Consider the following 18046-nt stretch of genomic DNA (forward strand, 5'->3'; position numbering starts at 1 on the left):
GTTTATTTATCGAAATATTTCCGGCTGAGTTGGTCGAAAGTGGGTACATTATGGTAATGCCACTTATTGATCACTACTCCGTTTTTCATCAATAAAACACCAGGATTTGCCCTTACCATACTTTTTAGCGGAACGGCATCTGCAAAAAACACTTCTGAGAACAGGTTATTTTTTTTAATAAATGCTTGTGCATCCTGTGCCGAATTAGAAGTAAGCAATACTGTACGGATATTAAACTGTTGGGTGGCATTTAAGGCCAGTGCGTTTAATTTACCAATATCAGCTTCATTGGTTGTGTGCAGATCGTGAGCCACAAAAATTAAGTTATAGTATGGGTTTTCGATCAGTTCCTTTGTATAATCAGTTCCGGAAGCATCCGTAATGTTCAAATCTTTGATTTTAGGCTCAAATCCTTTTTTAACCAGCCTTTTTGCCGGTTCGCCGATAATTTCCCAATTGTTATCTTTCCAGATCTCCGTTTGAAGATAGGCTTTATCGCTCATGTCTTTTTCCTCTTTGGTTTTCTTATTTTTGAGGTGGTACATGATCTCAAATTCATCAGGCTTTTCTCCTGGAGGAATGACCATTAATGACGGAATATGTGCGCCAACTTTATAGGGCAGAAAATCAATAATCGGCAAAACATTGTAAGTATATAACCCAAAACCTAACGACACAAGTGTTACGGCAATGGCAATATTTCTTTGTGTTGCTTCTTTATTAAAAAGCGGCTGTATGTGGTGTTTATTTAAGAAAATTACCAAAATCAGCACCAAAAGCACCAGATCCTTGGTAAACGACTGCCATGGTGTAAGCGGGATGGCGTCGCCGAAACAACCACAACTGGTTACTACTTTAAATGCGGCAGATATAAAAGTAAGCAGGGTAAAAAAGATAATGAGCAGCAACAGGCCCCAGGCTACTTTTTTGCTCCAGAAACCCAATAACAATAAGGCACCGAGCACAATTTCTAAGGTACAAAGTAAAATGGCAATACCGGTGGCCATTCCACTCAGGAAATTCATATGAAAAACTTCAAAATATTCCTGTAGTTTATAGCCAAAGCCAAGCGGATCATTCGCTTTGATTAATCCTGAAAATATGAATAAAGCGCCGACAAAAATCCTGAAGAATCCTAAAACTATATTTCGCATCTATGTATCTATTTTAAAGGCTATTTTGCTATTTATTTCACGCCGAGTTTGATCAGTGCAAAAACAGAATAGTTCAACATATCCTGATAATTCGCATTAACACCTTCTGAAGCCAGCGTTTGGCCTTCATTATCTTCTATCTGTTTAACCCTAAAAATTTTCATTAAAATCAGGTCGGTTAACGAACTAATGCGCATATCTCGCCAGGCCTCTCCATAATCGTGATTCTTGGCAAACATCAAATCTTTGGTTTCCGTTACCTTATCGCCAAACCTTTTTTCAACTTCTTCAAAAGGCATTTCATTCGGGTCGCTTTCGGTTAATTCGAGTTGCATCATGGCAATCACGCAATAGTTTACAATCCCGATGTATTCAGATATCACACCCTCTCCCACCTTACTTACTTTTTTTTCTTCCAGGGTACGGATGCGCTGTGCTTTGATAAAAATCTGGTCAGTTATTGAACTTGGTCTCAAAATCCGCCATGCAGTTCCGTAATCTTTAGTTTTTTTTAAAAATAATGATCTGCAAACCGCAATCACTTCGTCAAATTCTGTAGAGGTATTTGTTTGTGCCAAAGCCAATAATTATTTAGTTTTTAGTGTATTTTTGTCGTGAAAAAACAAAAGCTAAAGATACATTTTTAAAGCGAAACCCAAATCCCGAAAGGGTTTATTATGGCAGAAAAAAACTTTTTTGAGCCCAAACAAAGCTTAAATATAAAAGGCAGACTTATCGACTTAAGCACGCCAAAAGTAATGGGAATTTTAAATATCACTCCTGATTCCTTTTATCACAACAGCCGTACAAAAACGATTGACGAAGCTTTGAGTAAAGCAGCACAATTTTTAAGTGAAGGGGCTACATTTATTGATGTTGGTGGTTACTCATCAAGGCCAGGCGCTCAGGATATCTCTACCAGTGAAGAAACAGACCGTTTGGTACCTGTGGTAGAAAGTTTGGTAAAAGCATTTCCGGAAGCGATTATTTCCATTGATACTTTCAGGGCAAAGGTTGCCCGGGAAACCATTGAAGCTGGTGCACATATCATTAACGACATTGCAGCTGGAAATCTGGACGGGCAGATGTTCGAAACAGTAGCCAGGCTGCAGGTGCCATACATCATGATGCACATGAAGGGTACACCACAAAATATGCAGCAAAATCCGGTTTATAATAATGTATTGCTCGAAGTGATCGATGATCTGGCAAAAAAAGTTGCTGCACTTAAAACCCTGCACATCCATGATGTGATTATTGACCCGGGTTTTGGCTTTGGGAAAACCACTGAACATAATTATGAACTGCTCAAACAAATGGAAGCGTTTAAAATCTTCAAACTTCCTGTTTTAGTGGGTTTTTCGAGAAAGGGAATGGTTTATAAAACACTTGGCATTACAGCAGCAGAGGCTTTAAACGGTACTTCAGTACTCAACACCATTGCGCTACAAAAAGGTGCGGGTATTTTAAGGGTACACGATGTGAAAGAAGCGGTAGAGTGTGTGCGGTTGGTGGAGAAGATAAAGGGTTAATCGGTCAATTGTTAAATCGGTTAATCGTACAAATAGCAAATTGCCTACGTCTGATAATTTCAATATCTTGTTAAATTGTAATTACACTCCAGTTCCTGATATAATCTAAACTAATTGTTATGCATATTTACTCATTTGAAAAATTAGAGACCTGGCAAAAAGCCAGGATATTTAGAAAAGATATTTATAATTTGACCAGGAAATTCCCGAAAGAGGAGGTATTTTGCTTAACAAGTCAGATCAAAAGATCTGCAAGCAGTATTGGTGATTGCTTAGCAGAAGGTTCAGCTAGAGTTACGCCTAAGGATAAAGCACATTTTATAACTATGTCTTATTCGAGTGCAATCGAAACGATCAACCATATTATTGGTGCGTATGACCTGGAATATATCAGTGAAGAAGAATATATTTCATTTCGACTAAAACTTGATGAATTAACCAATAAATTAAACGCTTTGCGTAAATCGATATTAAGAAATTAGGTTTTCTGCACCAGTTCTACAACTAACCGATTAACCAGTTTAAACAGTTAATCTATCCTGCTTGTAAACTGGAATCCGTTTTGCTATCTTGCCACTAATGAAAGGTTTTGATTTTGATTTCCTTAAAGTATCACCAACTGATATCGTTGATATCATTTTAGTGGCTTTATTAATTTACTATGTTTATACCCTGATCCGAAACACGTTAGCTGTTAACCTTCTGGTTGGGATGTTTATTATCACCGTTTTTTACTGGATAGTAAAGGCCCTGCACATGGAATTACTGACTGCCATTATAGACAGATTTATGAGTGTGGGGATTATTGCCCTTATTGTAATTTTCCACCCTGAAATCAGGCGCTTTCTTTTGCTGATCGGGAAAAATGCCTTTTTACAAAAAAACAAAGCCTGGTGGGGTTATTTATTTGGCCGGAAAGAAATTGAAAGAAACAATTTAACCCGTATAAAGCCTATTATCGATGCTTGTAAAAGCATGAAAAAAACGCGTACAGGAGCCTTAATCGTATTTGTTAAATTTTATGATGAACAGTTTTTTGCCAATAGTTGCGAATTTGTTGATTCCAAAATATCAAAACGCTTACTGGAAAGCATTTTCCAGAAAAACAGTCCGCTGCACGACGGCGCCGTAGTAATCTCTGAAAACAGAATTAAAAGCGCGAGTTGCATTTTGCCTTTAACAGATAATGACCAGTTGCCCCCTCAATTTGGCTTAAGGCACCGCGCAGGTATCGGCGTTTCGGAAACCACGGATGCGGTTGCCGTGATTATATCTGAAGAGACGGGAGAAATATCATATGCCAAACAAGGGCGTGTAAGAATGAATGTTTCTTTCGGCGAACTGGAAAAGTTGCTGAATAAAGATTTTTAAAGCACAAATTTTCACATTACTGTCATTCTGAACGCAGTGAAGAATCTTTAATCCTCTAGTCTTTCCGACTCTTCTCTAGTCTTAGCATCTCGCTAAGACCTGTTATTTATTTAATGTTATGGGGTTAAAGGAACAACCTAATTAAAGTCTTAGCGAGACGCTAAGACCAGCTGTGGGATTAAGGAGATTTTTGCTGAAATAAATCCGATAACTATCATCAGCATGACGATAAAGTAGAAGTCCCGTAAATAAAAAATAGTCATTTCATCAATTCATTAAACGCAAAATGGTGAATGTTGCCATTCACCATTTCATTATAATTTAAATCAGCTAATTACCGGTGTAATCCAATAATCTGCGCAATCATTTACTAGCAGTATTGTTCAAAAGCACCGATCAGGTTATCAGCAATCATTTGTGCTGGTCTGCCCTCAATCTGGTGGCGTTCAATCATGTGTACCAATTTACCATCTTTAAACAAAGCCATTGCGGGAGAAGACGGAGGGAAAGGCATCATATAACTTCTAGCCTGATCTACTGCTTCTTTTTCCATACCTGCAAAAACGGTAACCAATTTATCAGGATGTTTTTCGTGTGCTGCCGCTGCGCGGGCTGCCGGACGTGCGTTTGCTGCTGCACAACCACAAACAGAATTTACAACCACCAATACAGTTCCCTCGCCTTTAATCGCCTGATCTACGTCTGCTGCATTTTTTAACTCTTGAAAACCCACGTTGGTTAATTCCTTACGCATTGGCTCTACTAAATATTCTGGATACATTATCTTAGTTTTTTATTTACAATATCAATAGTACAAAAATAAGAAAATCGAATGGCATGCACCATCCGATTTATATTTTTAAGGTAAAATTAATAACCTATTTCATTCCTTTGATAAAATTATCAAACATTTGAGGGTTGGTAATCGCTCCCGCTATAATCAATATAAAGATCACAATAAATAATGCACTTAAAATAGTCGCAATCATTCCGCAGATCTTGCCTGCTTTTGCATTTTTATATGATGACTCGGTATATAAACCCGGATTAAGCTGATATTTTTTCATATCACCAGCACCTAATATCCAGGCTATTACACCAAATACTAATCCAAATATGCCGTAAAAACAACAGGCGGGGATAGCTATAATACCCAATACAAGTGCAGCTGTAGCATTTGGCAAATTCTGCTGACCAAAACCTCCACCTCCAAACTGGCCAAATGGTGGTGGCTGTTGAAAAGGCGGCGGGGTTACCGGCCCGTTCCCCAGGGGCTGAAATGGTGCAGGTTCTGACTGTTGACCTTTAGAAAGATCAATAGGTTTATTTTCTTGAGGGGTTTCCTGTTCTTCTGACATAGATATTTAGATCAATTGGTGAGTGTATATTTTGTAAATGTAATTGATTAAAATAATTACTGCAACCCCTGCAAAAACGATTTTTATCAGCTGCGCCCCAAATTTAAAGTCCAATTTTAAGTGAATCAAAGTAAATAATACCAGAAAAATAAGCGGGATTGTTGCAGGATAAAACTTAAATGATGCGGATAAATCACCTTTAAACAAAGCCAAAACGGAGCGCTGCAGGCCACAGCCAGGACAGTCAATACCGAAATGAGTTTTAAACGGACAACTAAAAAGATGTTCGCCCAACCATTCTAAAAAGGTTTTATGCGGTCGAGCCATTTATGTCAATTATTTTTCCCTGGCCATCTTTCCAGGCTTTATATCTTTCCAGATCTTTAAGCACCTGTCTGTACACCAGATTTAGAACGTATATGTCATCAATGAATCCCAGAACAGGCACAAAATCAGGAATTACATCAATTGGGGATAGGAAATAAATCAGTCCTCCTAAAATGGCGATGATCGATCTTTTAGGTATTTCAGTATAATCGCCATTTACATAATCTTTAGATACCGCAAAAAGTAGAACCAGTTTTGACCAGATTCCCTCCAATTCTCCTTTATTGCTTACGGCCTTACCTAAAGCATCTTTGATGGTATTGCTAGCTTTGGTTTTATCACTCAAGATTACCGAAGCTTTGCTTTGCGATTTCTTAAAGAAACCTAATATTTTTTCCCTGTTCAACTTCATGGTTTAGCATATTACAAATTAACGGCCAAAAGCATCATAGTTGTGTTCCGCATATCTGGTACAACGGCCTGATACTTTTCATCTAGTTTTATTAAAGCGCTTCAATAACTTTTTGTCAAAAGCGATGGCGATCAGTTTATCATTTAGTACATCCTCTTCGTAAAGCTGTTTCTTTTTTGGATCAAATACAAACCGGGCTAGAATTGGCATTCTATCTGCATAACTTTCGTGGAGGTTAAAATTATAGGTTTTGGAGTATCCATGCGATGGGTCGGTTTTAGGATTGGGGCTGCTCTCCAGCATAACACCATAAGAGGTACCACCATTTTTAACAATCCTTTCGTAGAGTCCTTTGGTAAGCTGTTTACACCGCGGAGAAGTTTCAACAATTTTATAGGCAATTTGTGCTTTGTAGCTTTCTTTTACCTGGGCTTTTGATTGGTATATTGATGATCCTAAAATAAAGAAAAAAAGTATGGTGTTTTTCATTTTGATTAGGTAATTTATAGCCGGTACACTAAAGAATAATTTATTTTATAAAAACCAATATTATTGAGAGCAACATCTATTGAAATAAACCTCTCCGAGGATCGTCATTGCGAGAAGGCTTTTTCAGCTGACGAAGCAATCTTTATAACAAGGATCATCAGCATGAAAGATTACATCGTCGTTCCTCCTCGCAATGACGACTTTTTAGGGTATCTGTCAATAATAGTATTCTGCAGCAGCGCTAAATGGTTTTCTACAGTTTCAGACTGTCATGTTTAAATCGAAGTTAAGCTGATTTCATCATCTCCAGAATATCATCTACATACTTACGCTCATTGGCTAACCGGGGCACTTTATGCTGACCGCCCAATTTATCTTTCGCCTTTAACCAGTTGTAAAAAGTGTGAGCAGGTGCATTATGTACTTTAGGACGGGCCAGCGCCATATCTTTAAAACGTTTGGCATCGTAATCTGAGTTTACCTCGCGCAGGGTTTGGTCCATCACATCCACAAATTTTTCAAAATCATCGGGCTGCTTATCAAATTCTATGATCCATTCGTGTCCGCCCGCCTTTTCATCCTTAAAGTAAATCGGCCCTGCGGTATAATCTTTTATTTCAGCGCCTGTTTGCTGGCAGGCTTTAGTTAAGGCCTGCTCCGCATTATCGATGATCACCTCTTCGCCAAAGGCATTAATAAAATGTTTTGTACGCCCGGTAATTTTTATGCGGTAAGGAGAAAGGGAGGTAAACTGAATGGTGTCGCCGATCATGTATCGCCATAAACCACCGTTTGTAGAAATAACTATCGCGTAATTTTTATGCAGCTCTACCTCTCCTAGCAACAGCGCCTTAGGATTTTCGTCTCCTATATTTTCCATCGGCACAAATTCATAGAAAATCCCATAATCAAGCATCAGCAACATTTCTTCTGAATGATCCTGATCCTGAATGCCGAAAAATCCTTCTGATGCGTTATAAGTTTCCAGATAATACATTTCAGCGGAAGGAATCAACTGTTTAAACTGTTCGCGATAAGGCGCAAAATTTACTGCCCCGTGGATATATAATTCAAGGTTAGGCCAAACTTCCAATAAATTTTGCTTTCCGGTAAGTTCGAGTACTTTTTTAGCCAATACGATGGTCCAGGTTGGTACGCCCGAAATACTGGTTACGTTTTCATTAATGGTGGCTTCTGCCATTCTGTCCATCTTGATTTCGTAATTGTCCATCAAAGCGATAGACATATCAGGTGTGCGGTAATATTCGGCCCAGATAGGAAGGTTTTTAATCAGCACAGCCGATAAATCACCATAAAAACAATCTTCGTTTAACTGGTTAACCTGATGGCTCCCACCCAAAACCAAACCTTTTCCGGTAAACATCTGGTTATCGGGACGGTTATTACAATAGATGGAAAGCATATCCTTTCCCCCTTTAAAGTGGCATTCTTCCAATGACTCCTCAGAGACTGGGATAAACTTACTCCTGTCGCTGGTGGTACCCGATGATTTTGCAAACCATTTAATATCAGACGGCCAAAGGATGTTCTGTTCGCCATTAAGCATACGCTCAATGTAAGGTTTTAGGGTATCGTAGTTCTGGATCGGAACACGCTGCTGGTATTGTTGCGGTGTTAATATTGATTTATAATCGTACAATTTACCCCACTCGGTATTTTCTGCACTATCAATCAGACTGTGAAACCACTCTTCCTGAACATCGTGCGGATATTTCATAAAAAGCTCGATCTGGTGGATCCGCTTTTTCATTAACCAGGTAAAAATTGAATTTACAATTGCCATTTTTAAATGCTAAAACAAACGGGTGTTAGGCCGCCACAGACTTTCACACCAGCCCTTTGGTTAAATGGGAATATACAGAGATTTTTATACACAATAAATTTAATAGCTTTTGGTTGTAACGTCGCGAGTAGGCAACACGCCAGGTTGAATTTTGTTTGTAACTATTTTAAATATCAAATTTCTTACGTTTCAATACAAAATTTGATCCCAAATATACTTTTCTCACCATTTCATTCTCAGCAAGCACTTCCGGAACGCCTTGTTCCAGAATTTTTCCCTCAAAAAGTAGATATGCCCTATCGGTAATGGATAGTGTTTCCTGTACGTTGTGATCGGTGATTAAAATTCCAATATTTTTATGCTTTAGTTTGGCCACAATACTTTGAATTTCCTCTACAGCAATAGGATCTACCCCGGCAAAAGGTTCATCCAATAAGATAAAATTAGGATTTGCAGCTAAAGCCCGGGCAATTTCGGTACGGCGACGCTCGCCTCCGGATAATAAATCACCCCGGTTTTTACGTACTTTGTGCAAACTAAATTCATTGATCAGTTCTTCGAGTTTATCACGCTGTTCTTCCTTGGTTAAGTTGCTCATTTCCAAAATGGCCAGGATGTTATCTTCTACGGTAAGTTTTCTAAAAACTGATGCTTCCTGTGCAAGATAGCCGATTCCTTTTTGCGCCCTGCGGTACATCGGATCTTCGGTAATATCCTCTTCTTCCAAAAAGATGCGCCCTTCATTTGGTTTGATCAAACCAACGATCATGTAAAAAGAAGTTGTTTTCCCTGCTCCGTTCGGACCTAAAAGCCCCACAATTTCCCCTTGGCTTACGTTAAAGGAAACGTTGTTTACAACAGTACGCTGTTTATATTTTTTAACCAGATTTTCGGCTTTTAGTATCATACTTATTAGCTAAACCTTACAGGTTTTAAAAACCTGTAAGGTTTCAATTAATTAACTTTTATTCCTTTAATATTTAACTGTAAGCGTTTCTTATCCCGCCACACATTTTCTTCTAACGTATAACAAACGGAGAACGGCACCCTGGGTTGTAAAAGATTTTGAAATTCTGCCAATCCAAATGCAATGCCCTCAAAAATAGGCGAATTTTGTTGTTTTATATTAATTTTTAGATGATTTTGGCCAACAGCCATGGCATGCTGTGCCAGATATACGTTATGGGTAACAAATATTGGCGCCATATTTTCCGGCCCGAAAGGTCCCATCTGTGATAAAACCCGGAAGAATTTACCGTCGATCTGTGCCAGTTCAATTTCGGCATCAATCCTGATCATGGGTGTTAGCAACTCTTCTGTAATACTCGCCGATACAATTTCTTCAAATTTATCGGCAAAGGCATTTACATTGTGCTCCTGCATGGTTAAGCCTGCAGCAAATTTATGCCCCCCGTACTGATCTAATAAATGTGCACAACCACTTAAAGCTTCATACAAATCAAAACCCACTACCGAGCGGCACGAGCCAGCTACATGTCCGTTAGATTTAGTAAGTACAATTGTCGGGCGGTAATATTTTTCTGTCAGGCGCGAAGCTACTATCCCAATGACCCCCTTGTGCCAGTTTTCGTTAAACACCACGGTGGTTTTTCTATTGATGAGAATTTCACTTTCCCCAATTAAAGCCAAAGCCTCGCGGGTAATGTCCTGATCATAGGTTTTGCGCTCGGTATTTTTAAGGTTGATGAGTTCACTTTGTTCCAGGGAATTGCTATCTACCTGACAAAGCAGCATGGCAACGGCATGTTTCGCATGATCGATCCTTCCGGCAGCATTAATCCGCGGACCTAATGTAAAAACCACATCGGTAATGGTGTAATTTTCGGTTTTGCCCGAAACCTCCATCAAAGCCCGTAAACCTTCGCAAGGATTAGCGTTCAATTTTTTCAGCCCGTAATAAGCTAAAATTCGGTTCTCGCCTACTACAGGCACAATATCTGCCGCAATACTTACCATTACCAGATCTAAATATTGCAGATAAGTTTCTTTTGGGAGCTGATGTTTTTGTGCATAAGCCTGCGCCAGTTTAAAACCAATTCCGCAGCCGGCTAATTCTTTAAAAGGATATGCGCAGTCAGAACGTTTAGGATCCAAAACGGCTATGGCCTGTGGAAGTTCATCTCCGGGTAAATGGTGATCGCAGATAATGAAATCGATCCCCAGGTTATTGGCATAATCAATTTTATCGATCGATTTTATACCACAGTCTAATGCAATGATAAGGGAGAACCCATTTTCATTGGCATAATCAATCCCGGCAGTAGAAATGCCATAACCTTCCAGATAACGGTCTGGGATATAATATTCTATATTTTTAGTGAGCTTTGAAAAGAAACTATAAGCGAGTGCAACCGAAGTGGTGCCATCCACATCATAATCCCCATAAATCAATATCTTTTCGTGGCTGGCCAGTGCGGTTTCGATACGGGCAATAGCAACATCCATATCCTTCATTAAAAAAGGATCATGAAGGTGATTAAGATCTGGTCTGAAGAAACTTTTCGCCTGATCAAAATCACAGATATTCCGCTGCACAAGAATCTGTGCCAATGAACGGTCTATGTTAAGTTGTTCTGCTACTTTTGCTACTGTATCATCATCACAATCTGATGCCAGCACCCATCTTTTTTCCATTTTATACTGTCTCCGAACAGTAAATATACATTTTAATTGGATATGATGGCGCTAAACTTGAGTGCGATGCCTTACAAAGCATTTAAATACAAAAAGTTAGATTTAACTTCAAACATTGAAGATTGTTTAATCATGACATGCTGAAAAGCCCTATCGAAATTGATTAGACCTGCCCTTATGATAAATACTAATGTTTAGATTGTTACCTTTGTACACACATTTAAAAGATTTTATATTTTGCAAGTTCACACCCTATTCGAAGGAACCTATTCTGTTGACGCATCAAAGAAATTTGTGCCTTTCGATTCCGCTATACACAGTTTTAAAGACAGACCTGCTTCATTATTTATCAATGTTCAGCCTTTTTTGGTTGAACTGAAAAACGACCTCGTACTTTTCGATACAGGTTTAGGTTTTAGTGATGACCATGGCGAACTGATTTTACACAAAAATATCCGCAATGCAGGTTTCGATCCAACTGATGTGACCAAAGTTTTAATGTCGCACTTACATTACGACCATTCTGGCGGGATGATCCACAAACAAAGCAATGATAAAATAGAACTGAGTTTTCCTGATGCTGAATATGTAATTAACCGGGGCGAATGGGAAACGGCTTTCAGCAGCACTTCGTCATCTTACCATACCGATATTTTCGATTTCGTACAACGTAATGCACAATTGAAATTTGTGGAGGGAGATGGCGCTTTGGATGAAACTATTGCATACGAATTTACCGGTGCCCACTGTCCGAACCACCAGGTTTTTCTTTTAACAGAAGGCAATCAAAAAGTATTTTTTGGCGGTGATGTTTTACCTGAACCCGAAGAGCTGGTTAAAAATTTTATTGCCAAATACGATTTCGACGGTCGCAAGGCAATGGAATTACGGAAAGAGTTTGGTAAAAGAGCAGCTGAAGAGAATTGGGAATGTTTATTCTATCATGGCAAAAGTGCAGCAACTGGTTTTGTGGATGTTATTGAAGGTGGATTTAGGATTAGATAGGTTTAGGGTTTAGGGTTTAGGGTTTAGGGTTTAGGGAAAACAGATCCTGAAGTGATTAGTATGATTTAAGTTTAAAAAATCAATTTATTTTATTTCGGTACGCACTTACATCGTTTCGTCATCTCGACCGGAGCAACGCGAAGTGGAGAGATCTTTGGACTTTGCAGCACCTTGTCGCCTGGTTTCTTGCATTATCCTGAGTTTTTAAAGTCTCTATTTTTTACCGCAAAGCACGCAAAGAAGAAATGCAAAGCACGCAGCGTTTTTACCACAGAGCTCACAAAGAAAGGCACAGAGGAACACAGAGCAACGGGTGCAAACTCTGTGTTCCTCTGTGTAAAAACTCTATGCGCTCGGTGGTTAGTCTTCGACTCCGCTCAGACTGACATCACTAAGCAGTTAAACGAAAAAAGCCCCAACTTTCGTCGAGGCCTTCCTTTTTCCGAGACCGGAAATTATTTTTTAGCGACCAATTTAACAGACAATTCGAAGTTATCGTCAATTGCTTTGTCGCCAATGCTATCAAAGAATGATTTTGAACCATATTTGATGTCATATTTAGTTCTGTCTACAATGATTTTACCCGCTAAAGCTGAAGCTGTACCATCTGCATTAACCGTTACAGTTGCAGGGAAGCTTAATGGTTTAGTGATACCTTTGATGGTTAAATTACCGGTTACGGTTACGTTAGCACCTGAACCTGCAACTTTGGTAATAACGAAAGTTGAAGTTGGGAATTTAGTTGTACCAAAGAAATCATCTGCTTTTAAGTGACCTTCTAATTTAGCACTACCATCAGCATCTTTAATTGAAGTCATATCGATTACAAAAGTACCACCTGTTACGCTTTTACCATTAACCGCTAATGTACCTGACTGTAGGGCCACTGTTCCGTTGTGAGAACCGGTTACTTTTTTACCAATCCAGGTAATGGTTGATTTTGCTGCATCTACAGTATAAGTTACTGGTTTAATAGTTGTAAAAGCTGATAAAGAAACAACTGCAACTAATAAAAAAATTGAAGAGATTTTTAATTTCATTTTCTGGTTTTTTAAAATTTGATACAAATATAGATGAACAACCATCTCTTGTTGTTGACCTATGTTAAGTTTTTTCAATAATAATCGTATTATTTAAATCATGCTATTGACTCCGGTTATCTTTAAGGGTTTAATCGATCAAGAAAAAGTGGAAATGGACGATCCAGGCCACCACCATTCATGCTAAACCTGACAGCAGCGAAAATCCTTTTTTTTGGCACTTACCGTGAAAGATTGCTTCGTCGTTCCTTCTCGCAAGGACGACAAAGAAGAGCAAACACCACAAAAAGATTAAAGCGAATGGCAGGGCTGCAGCCGCCGATGGAAAACCGACATTCATTTCCAAAAAAAATGCTTTTTATCTTCCATTCAAATATTCATAAGAAAAATCGTCATCTCGACTGAAACGCAGTGGAATGGAGAGATCTATCTTGAGATAGATTTAGCTTCGCTGAGCCTTCGGGTTCTCGACTTCGCTGCGCTACGCTCGAAACGATATCGCGATAGAAGATCTCTTCTTAACTTAAACAAAGTTCAGCATAACAATTAAAAAAGGTTTAAAATTTTCTGCTGTATGCTTTACGCACCCCGCAAAAAATCTTAAACCCTCTACCTTCCCGCCTTCTACCTCACTAAGGAACTATCTCTTCTAAATAACTCTCCACCGGTGGACAAGCACAGATCAATGATCTATCGCCATGACTATCGTTAACACGACCAACCGATGGCCAGAACTTACGTTCTAACACATAAGGAAGCGGGAACGCAGCAGTTTGACGGCTATAAGCATGCTCCCAATTGTCAGCAGTAATTACTGAAACGGTGTGAGGTGCATTTTTTAGCGGGTTATCCGTTTTATCGAAAGTTAAATTCTCTACCTGAGCTATTTCATTTTTAATCGCGATCAATGCATCACAGAAACGGTCTAACTCATGTTTAGGTTCCGATTCTGTAGGCTCAACCATTAAAGTACCTGCAACCGGGAACGAAACCGTTGGTGCGTGGAAACCATAATCCATTAAACGTTTTGCAATGTCAGTTACTTCAATTCCAAAGGCTTTGAAAGCACGGCAATCTAAAATCATCTCATGTGCGCAACGACCCTGAGCGCCTGAATAAAGCACCGGATAGTGTTGCTCTAAACGTGCTTTCATGTAGTTCGCATTTAAAATGGCATATTTGGTAGCATTCGTTAAACCTTCAGCACCCATCATCGCAATATAGGCGTGAGAAATGATCAGGATAGAAGCCGAACCCCATGGAGCAGACGAAACTGCAGAAATAGATTTTCCTTTGTCGATATCAACCACAGCATGACCTGGAAGATAAGGAACCAGGTGTTTAGCCACACCGATTGGGCCCATACCAGGACCACCACCACCGTGAGGGATACAGAAAGTTTTGTGTAAGTTTAAGTGACAAACATCGGCTCCAATATTGGCCGGACTTGTTAAACCAACCTGTGCATTCATATTGGCACCATCCATATAAACCTGTCCGCCGTTAGCGTGGATGGTTTCGCAGATTTCGATTATGCTTTCTTCAAACACGCCGTGAGTAGATGGATAAGTTACCATTAAACACGATAAGTTGTCTTTATGCAATTCTGCCTTCGCTTTTAAATCTTCAACATCGATGTTACCATTTTCTAAAGATTTAACCACTACAATTTTCATATCGGCCATTGCAGCAGAAGCAGGGTTTGTTCCATGTGCCGAAGCCGGAATTAACGCCACGTTACGGTGGAAATCGCCCCTATCGTGGTGGTAAGCGCGGATAACCATTAAACCAGCATATTCACCTTGGGCACCTGCATTTGGCTGTAAGCTCATGGCCGCAAAACCGGTAATTTCGCTTAACCATTTATCCAGTTCGTTAAAAACAGAATAATAGCCCAATACCTGATCGGCCGGGGCAAACGGGTGGATGCGACCGAAGTGAGACCAGGTAACCGGGATCATCTCTGCGGTAGCATTTAATTTCATGGTACAGCTACCCAAAGCAATCATCGAGTGGCAAAGCGATAAATCTTTTGCTTCCAACGATTTGATATAACGCAACATTTCGTGTTCCGAGTGGTGCGAGTTAAAAATCGGGTGTGTTAAATAAGCAGAAGTGCGTTGCAGCGGGGCTGGAATAACCGTTTCTACATTTTCAACTACCTCTACCTGATCTCCAGCAATGCCTTTTGCTCTTGCAAAGATTTTAGCAATTAAAGTAATGTCTTGAAAAGTAGTGGTTTCATCAACCGAAATGGTCACCGTATTACCCACATAATTTAAGTTGATTTCGTTATCTAAACAGTAAGCGTGAATACCACCTTTTAAATCGCCCAAATCGAAACGGATGGTATCGAAATAAGCTGAATTTAGTTGCTCATAACCTAAATTTTTAAGGGTTGATGCCAAACTGATGGCTAAACCGTGTGTACGCTCAGCAATGGCTTTTAATCCTTTCGGGCCATGGTAAGCGGCATAAAAACCGGCCATGATAGCCAATAATGCCTGCGCAGTACAGATGTTTGAAGTAGCTTTATCTCTACGGATGTGCTGCTCGCGCGTTTGCAAGGCCATACGTAAAGCATAATCGCCATGGCTATCGATGGTTACACCAATAATACGACCAGGGATATTACGTTTGTATTCTTCTTTAGTGGCAAAAAATGCAGCGTGCGGTCCACCAAAACCCATTGGTATACCTAAACGCTGTGTAGTACCTACCACTACATCAGCACCCCACTCGCCCGGAGGCGTTAATAAGGTTAAGCTTAAGATATCGGCAACTACGGTTAATTTAATATTTTGGCTGTGTAAAGCTGATGCGAAAGCTTCATAATTGAAAACTTCGCCATTTCCAGCCGGATACTGAACAATTGCACCGAAAAATTCTCCGCTAGCAGTAAAATCTAAATGGCTTCCGATTACCAGCTCGATACCATAAGGATTGGCACGTGTTTTTAAAATATCGATGGTTTGAGGAAAAAGTAATTCAGAAACGAAAAACTTTTTAGCTGCCTGATTTTTGCGTAAGCTGTATTGCATAAACATAGCCTCAGCCGCAGCTGTACCTTCATCCAATAAAGATGCATTGGCAATTTCCATTCCGGTTAAATCGATAACCATGGTTTGGAAATTTAATAAAGCCTGTAAACGGCCCTGTGCAATTTCTGCCTGATATGGCGTATATTGTGTGTACCATCCCGGGTTTTCGAATACGTTACGTAAGATAACACCAGGCGTAATGGTATCGTAATAACCCTGACCGATAAAGCTTTTGAAAACTTTATTCAACAATGAAGTTTGTTTTAAAGCACCAAGATATTCAGTTTCTGATTTCGCTGCAGGCAAGTTTAACGGTTGTTTTAACCTGATTGCCGTTGGAACAGTCTGTTCAATCAGCTCGTCGATAGAATTTACGCCAACAGTTTGCAACATTTCGGCTGTATCAGCCTCATTAGGAGCAATATGACGATTTTGAAAATCTTCCTTGTAGTGGATATTTAAGCTCATGCGGTATGAATAATAAATTTGCGTGCAAAGGTAGCAAAAATGAAGCTGTATTTCACTATCAATCAGTGTAAAAAAGGCGTCTTATTTACACTCAAAAGCGACAAAACAGATAGATTTTATGAGTAAAAAGCCTGACAAACGCTTGTCTAGTTTTAAGCTGTTTTCTTGATTATTTGGAAAGCAGTGGCTGCGCTAAAATTTAAGTCTGTTCCCGCCATTCGCTACAATCTTTTTGCTACTTTTTCGCACTGAGATACAAAGCATCTGCAGCAAAAAGGATTTCCACTCCTGTCGGGTTTAGGTACAATGGAAACTGCAATAAACCAAGGTGTGAAGAACTAAACTTTTGAATCAAATCCTAATAAAAAAAACATCAAACTCATTATCAGCAATTTACGCGAAAACATTTAATCAAAACAGCATATACATTGTTATACTATGTATTTTGTTATACCTTTGATCTATGAACGAAGATTTTATTCATAAATGGATATCGCAGGTTAAAAAGGGAACCTTATCCTTTATTGTGCTCAATGTTTTAAAGGGCGGAAAGGCTTATTACGGCTACGATCTGATCAATGAGATAAAAAAGATTACGGAAATTGAAATTGCGGAAGGAACCCTATACCCGCTGATGAACCGGCTTAAAGATGAAAAACTGATCCTATCAGAATGGGTGGAGCAAGAATCGGGTATCCCCAGAAAATATTACAGCATTACGCCGGAGGGGAAAAACACGGTAACCAAAATGGAAGAATACTGGCACAACCTAAACCACTCTATCTCAAAAATTACGAAATGAAATTAAAAGAAATACCATTTAACGATCAATCGGCTGAGCGGATTTACAAAGATTATCTGTACAGAATAAAAAAAGAGGTTAGAGGCCTCAATCAGCAAAATCAGGATGAAATATTGATGGAGCTGAACAGTCATATTTATGAAAACCTGCAGGCACATCCAACCGGAAATGAAGTAGAAAATCTTCTTAATATCTTAGAAAAATTAGGAAGACCTGAGGAAATACTCAAACCGTTGGTGGCTGACAAAAAATTGGCAGAAGCCACCAGAACATTTAACCCCATACATGTTTTTAAAGCTTTATTGCTTAATTTAACCAACGGCATATCATACATTATATTCTTTATTCTGTACCTGTTTCTGTTTGGTTTTGTGTTTTTGATCGGTGCTAAACTATGGAATCCATCACAGGTAGGTTTTTTTTATAAACCAGGTGAAGTTTTTATACTCGGTCTTTCAAAAGGCTTAGTAAACCCCGCAGATGAACTCCTAGGCAACTGGTTTATCCCTGCAATGGTTGTTACGGCTGTTGCACTTTACCTCATCATTACCCTACTTCTTAAATTAAAAAGAACAATTAACAAATAAG

The 18046-nt window shown here is 39.2% G+C and carries 18 protein-coding genes; 6 read left to right on the forward strand and 12 right to left on the reverse strand.

What is annotated here, in order from left to right; all coding sequences use genetic code 11:
- Positions 1-2: 2 nt before the first annotated feature.
- Positions 3-1154, reverse strand: coding sequence for a BT_3928 family protein (locus ACFE6N_RS06970; protein ID WP_378935091.1), 1152 nt, complete (start codon positions 1152-1154; stop codon positions 3-5).
- A gap of 32 nt (positions 1155-1186) precedes the next feature.
- The gene (locus ACFE6N_RS06975; RefSeq protein ID WP_378935093.1) at positions 1187-1732 is read right to left on the reverse strand and encodes a DUF1599 domain-containing protein; all 546 of its coding nucleotides are present in this window, start codon (positions 1730-1732) and stop codon (positions 1187-1189) included.
- 99 nt (positions 1733-1831) lie between these two features.
- On the opposite strand from ACFE6N_RS06975, the gene folP reads away from it, so the two are divergent.
- From folP to cdaA, 3 genes are all read left to right on the forward strand, one after another.
- The gene (folP, locus tag ACFE6N_RS06980; RefSeq protein WP_378935095.1) at positions 1832-2686 is read left to right on the forward strand and encodes a dihydropteroate synthase; all 855 of its coding nucleotides are present in this window, start codon (positions 1832-1834) and stop codon (positions 2684-2686) included.
- Positions 2687-2805: 119 nt separating this feature from the next.
- Positions 2806-3168 carry a four helix bundle protein gene (locus tag ACFE6N_RS06985; protein WP_145859522.1) on the forward strand — a complete coding sequence of 121 codons (363 nt, stop codon included), beginning with the start codon at positions 2806-2808 and terminating at the stop codon, positions 3166-3168.
- A gap of 97 nt (positions 3169-3265) precedes the next feature.
- On the forward strand, positions 3266-4057 hold the full coding sequence (gene cdaA / locus ACFE6N_RS06990; RefSeq protein WP_090986607.1) for a diadenylate cyclase CdaA: 792 nt from the start codon (positions 3266-3268) through the stop codon (positions 4055-4057).
- A 370-nt stretch (positions 4058-4427) separates the two neighbouring features.
- Here the strand turns inward: cdaA and ACFE6N_RS06995 are convergent, their stop codons facing one another.
- The 8 genes from ACFE6N_RS06995 to recJ all read right to left on the reverse strand — a co-directional run bounded on the left by ACFE6N_RS06995 (position 4428) and on the right by recJ (position 11102).
- Positions 4428-4838, reverse strand: a complete 411-nt coding sequence (locus ACFE6N_RS06995) for a BrxA/BrxB family bacilliredoxin (RefSeq protein ID WP_293786290.1) — start codon at positions 4836-4838, stop codon at positions 4428-4430.
- Between the two features lie 97 nt (positions 4839-4935).
- Positions 4936-5415, reverse strand: a complete 480-nt coding sequence (locus ACFE6N_RS07000; protein ID WP_208864428.1) for a CCC motif membrane protein — start codon at positions 5413-5415, stop codon at positions 4936-4938.
- 6 nt (positions 5416-5421) lie between these two features.
- On the reverse strand, positions 5422-5742 hold the full coding sequence (locus ACFE6N_RS07005) for a DUF2752 domain-containing protein (RefSeq protein WP_090986609.1): 321 nt from the start codon (positions 5740-5742) through the stop codon (positions 5422-5424).
- Complete coding sequence (locus tag ACFE6N_RS07010) at positions 5726-6154, reverse strand: YkvA family protein (RefSeq protein ID WP_145859515.1); 429 nt, start codon at positions 6152-6154, stop codon at positions 5726-5728. The genes ACFE6N_RS07005 and ACFE6N_RS07010 overlap by 17 nt, the downstream gene beginning before the upstream one ends.
- 78 nt (positions 6155-6232) lie before the next feature.
- Positions 6233-6643, reverse strand: a complete 411-nt coding sequence (locus ACFE6N_RS07015; RefSeq protein ID WP_378935098.1) for a hypothetical protein — start codon at positions 6641-6643, stop codon at positions 6233-6235.
- Between the two features lie 286 nt (positions 6644-6929).
- Positions 6930-8447 carry a GH3 auxin-responsive promoter family protein gene (locus ACFE6N_RS07020; protein WP_378935100.1) on the reverse strand — a complete coding sequence of 506 codons (1518 nt, stop codon included), beginning with the start codon at positions 8445-8447 and terminating at the stop codon, positions 6930-6932.
- 166 nt (positions 8448-8613) lie between these two features.
- Positions 8614-9354: an LPS export ABC transporter ATP-binding protein gene (gene lptB, locus ACFE6N_RS07025; RefSeq protein ID WP_090986617.1), complete on the reverse strand. Its 741-nt coding sequence runs from the start codon at positions 9352-9354 to the stop codon at positions 8614-8616.
- 47 nt (positions 9355-9401) lie between these two features.
- Entirely contained in the window at positions 9402-11102 is a 1701-nt protein-coding gene (gene recJ, locus ACFE6N_RS07030) for a single-stranded-DNA-specific exonuclease RecJ (RefSeq protein ID WP_378935102.1), read from the reverse strand.
- Positions 11103-11339: 237 nt separating this feature from the next.
- Here recJ and ACFE6N_RS07035 point away from each other — a divergent pair, with 237 nt between their 5' ends.
- A complete protein-coding gene (locus tag ACFE6N_RS07035) occupies positions 11340-12107 on the forward strand; it encodes an MBL fold metallo-hydrolase (protein ID WP_208864429.1) in 768 nt (255 codons plus the stop codon).
- A gap of 455 nt (positions 12108-12562) precedes the next feature.
- Here the strand turns inward: ACFE6N_RS07035 and ACFE6N_RS07040 are convergent, their stop codons facing one another.
- Together ACFE6N_RS07040 and gcvP are read right to left on the reverse strand one after the other, a co-directional pair.
- On the reverse strand, positions 12563-13147 hold the full coding sequence (locus ACFE6N_RS07040) for a YceI family protein (RefSeq protein WP_090986623.1): 585 nt from the start codon (positions 13145-13147) through the stop codon (positions 12563-12565).
- A 632-nt stretch (positions 13148-13779) separates the two neighbouring features.
- Positions 13780-16656, reverse strand: a complete 2877-nt coding sequence (gcvP, locus tag ACFE6N_RS07045) for an aminomethyl-transferring glycine dehydrogenase (RefSeq protein WP_378935105.1) — start codon at positions 16654-16656, stop codon at positions 13780-13782.
- A 463-nt stretch (positions 16657-17119) separates the two neighbouring features.
- On the opposite strand from gcvP, the gene ACFE6N_RS07050 reads away from it, so the two are divergent.
- Positions 17120-17458, forward strand: coding sequence for a PadR family transcriptional regulator (locus ACFE6N_RS07050; protein ID WP_378935107.1), 339 nt, complete (start codon positions 17120-17122; stop codon positions 17456-17458).
- Positions 17455-18045 carry an HAAS signaling domain-containing protein gene (locus ACFE6N_RS07055; protein WP_378935109.1) on the forward strand — a complete coding sequence of 197 codons (591 nt, stop codon included), beginning with the start codon at positions 17455-17457 and terminating at the stop codon, positions 18043-18045. Before ACFE6N_RS07050 ends, ACFE6N_RS07055 begins: the two co-directional genes overlap by 4 nt.
- Position 18046 lies beyond the last annotated feature (1 nt).

It is taken from the genome of Pedobacter sp. BG31 (genome assembly GCF_042464845.1).
Taxonomy (GTDB): domain Bacteria; phylum Bacteroidota; class Bacteroidia; order Sphingobacteriales; family Sphingobacteriaceae; genus Pedobacter; species Pedobacter suwonensis.

What these genes read in the sequence shown, in the direction of transcription:
- ACFE6N_RS06970 (WP_378935091.1), bottom strand. Translation starts at nt 1,154, where the DNA reads ATGCGAAATATAGTTTTAGGATTCTTCAGGATTTTTGTCGGCGCTTTA.
- folP (WP_378935095.1), top strand. Translation starts at nt 1,832, where the DNA reads ATGGCAGAAAAAAACTTTTTTGAGCCCAAACAAAGCTTAAATATAAAA.
- ACFE6N_RS06985 (WP_145859522.1), top strand. Translation starts at nt 2,806, where the DNA reads ATGCATATTTACTCATTTGAAAAATTAGAGACCTGGCAAAAAGCCAGG.
- cdaA (WP_090986607.1), top strand. Translation starts at nt 3,266, where the DNA reads ATGAAAGGTTTTGATTTTGATTTCCTTAAAGTATCACCAACTGATATC.
- ACFE6N_RS06995 (WP_293786290.1), bottom strand. Translation starts at nt 4,838, where the DNA reads ATGTATCCAGAATATTTAGTAGAGCCAATGCGTAAGGAATTAACCAAC.
- ACFE6N_RS07000 (WP_208864428.1), bottom strand. Translation starts at nt 5,415, where the DNA reads ATGTCAGAAGAACAGGAAACCCCTCAAGAAAATAAACCTATTGATCTT.
- ACFE6N_RS07005 (WP_090986609.1), bottom strand. Translation starts at nt 5,742, where the DNA reads ATGGCTCGACCGCATAAAACCTTTTTAGAATGGTTGGGCGAACATCTT.
- ACFE6N_RS07010 (WP_145859515.1), bottom strand. Translation starts at nt 6,154, where the DNA reads ATGAAGTTGAACAGGGAAAAAATATTAGGTTTCTTTAAGAAATCGCAA.
- ACFE6N_RS07015 (WP_378935098.1), bottom strand. Translation starts at nt 6,643, where the DNA reads ATGAAAAACACCATACTTTTTTTCTTTATTTTAGGATCATCAATATAC.
- ACFE6N_RS07020 (WP_378935100.1), bottom strand. Translation starts at nt 8,447, where the DNA reads ATGGCAATTGTAAATTCAATTTTTACCTGGTTAATGAAAAAGCGGATC.
- lptB (WP_090986617.1), bottom strand. Translation starts at nt 9,354, where the DNA reads ATGATACTAAAAGCCGAAAATCTGGTTAAAAAATATAAACAGCGTACT.
- recJ (WP_378935102.1), bottom strand. Translation starts at nt 11,102, where the DNA reads ATGGAAAAAAGATGGGTGCTGGCATCAGATTGTGATGATGATACAGTA.
- ACFE6N_RS07040 (WP_090986623.1), bottom strand. Translation starts at nt 13,147, where the DNA reads ATGAAATTAAAAATCTCTTCAATTTTTTTATTAGTTGCAGTTGTTTCT.
- gcvP (WP_378935105.1), bottom strand. Translation starts at nt 16,656, where the DNA reads ATGAGCTTAAATATCCACTACAAGGAAGATTTTCAAAATCGTCATATT.
- ACFE6N_RS07050 (WP_378935107.1), top strand. Translation starts at nt 17,120, where the DNA reads ATGAACGAAGATTTTATTCATAAATGGATATCGCAGGTTAAAAAGGGA.
- ACFE6N_RS07055 (WP_378935109.1), top strand. Translation starts at nt 17,455, where the DNA reads ATGAAATTAAAAGAAATACCATTTAACGATCAATCGGCTGAGCGGATT.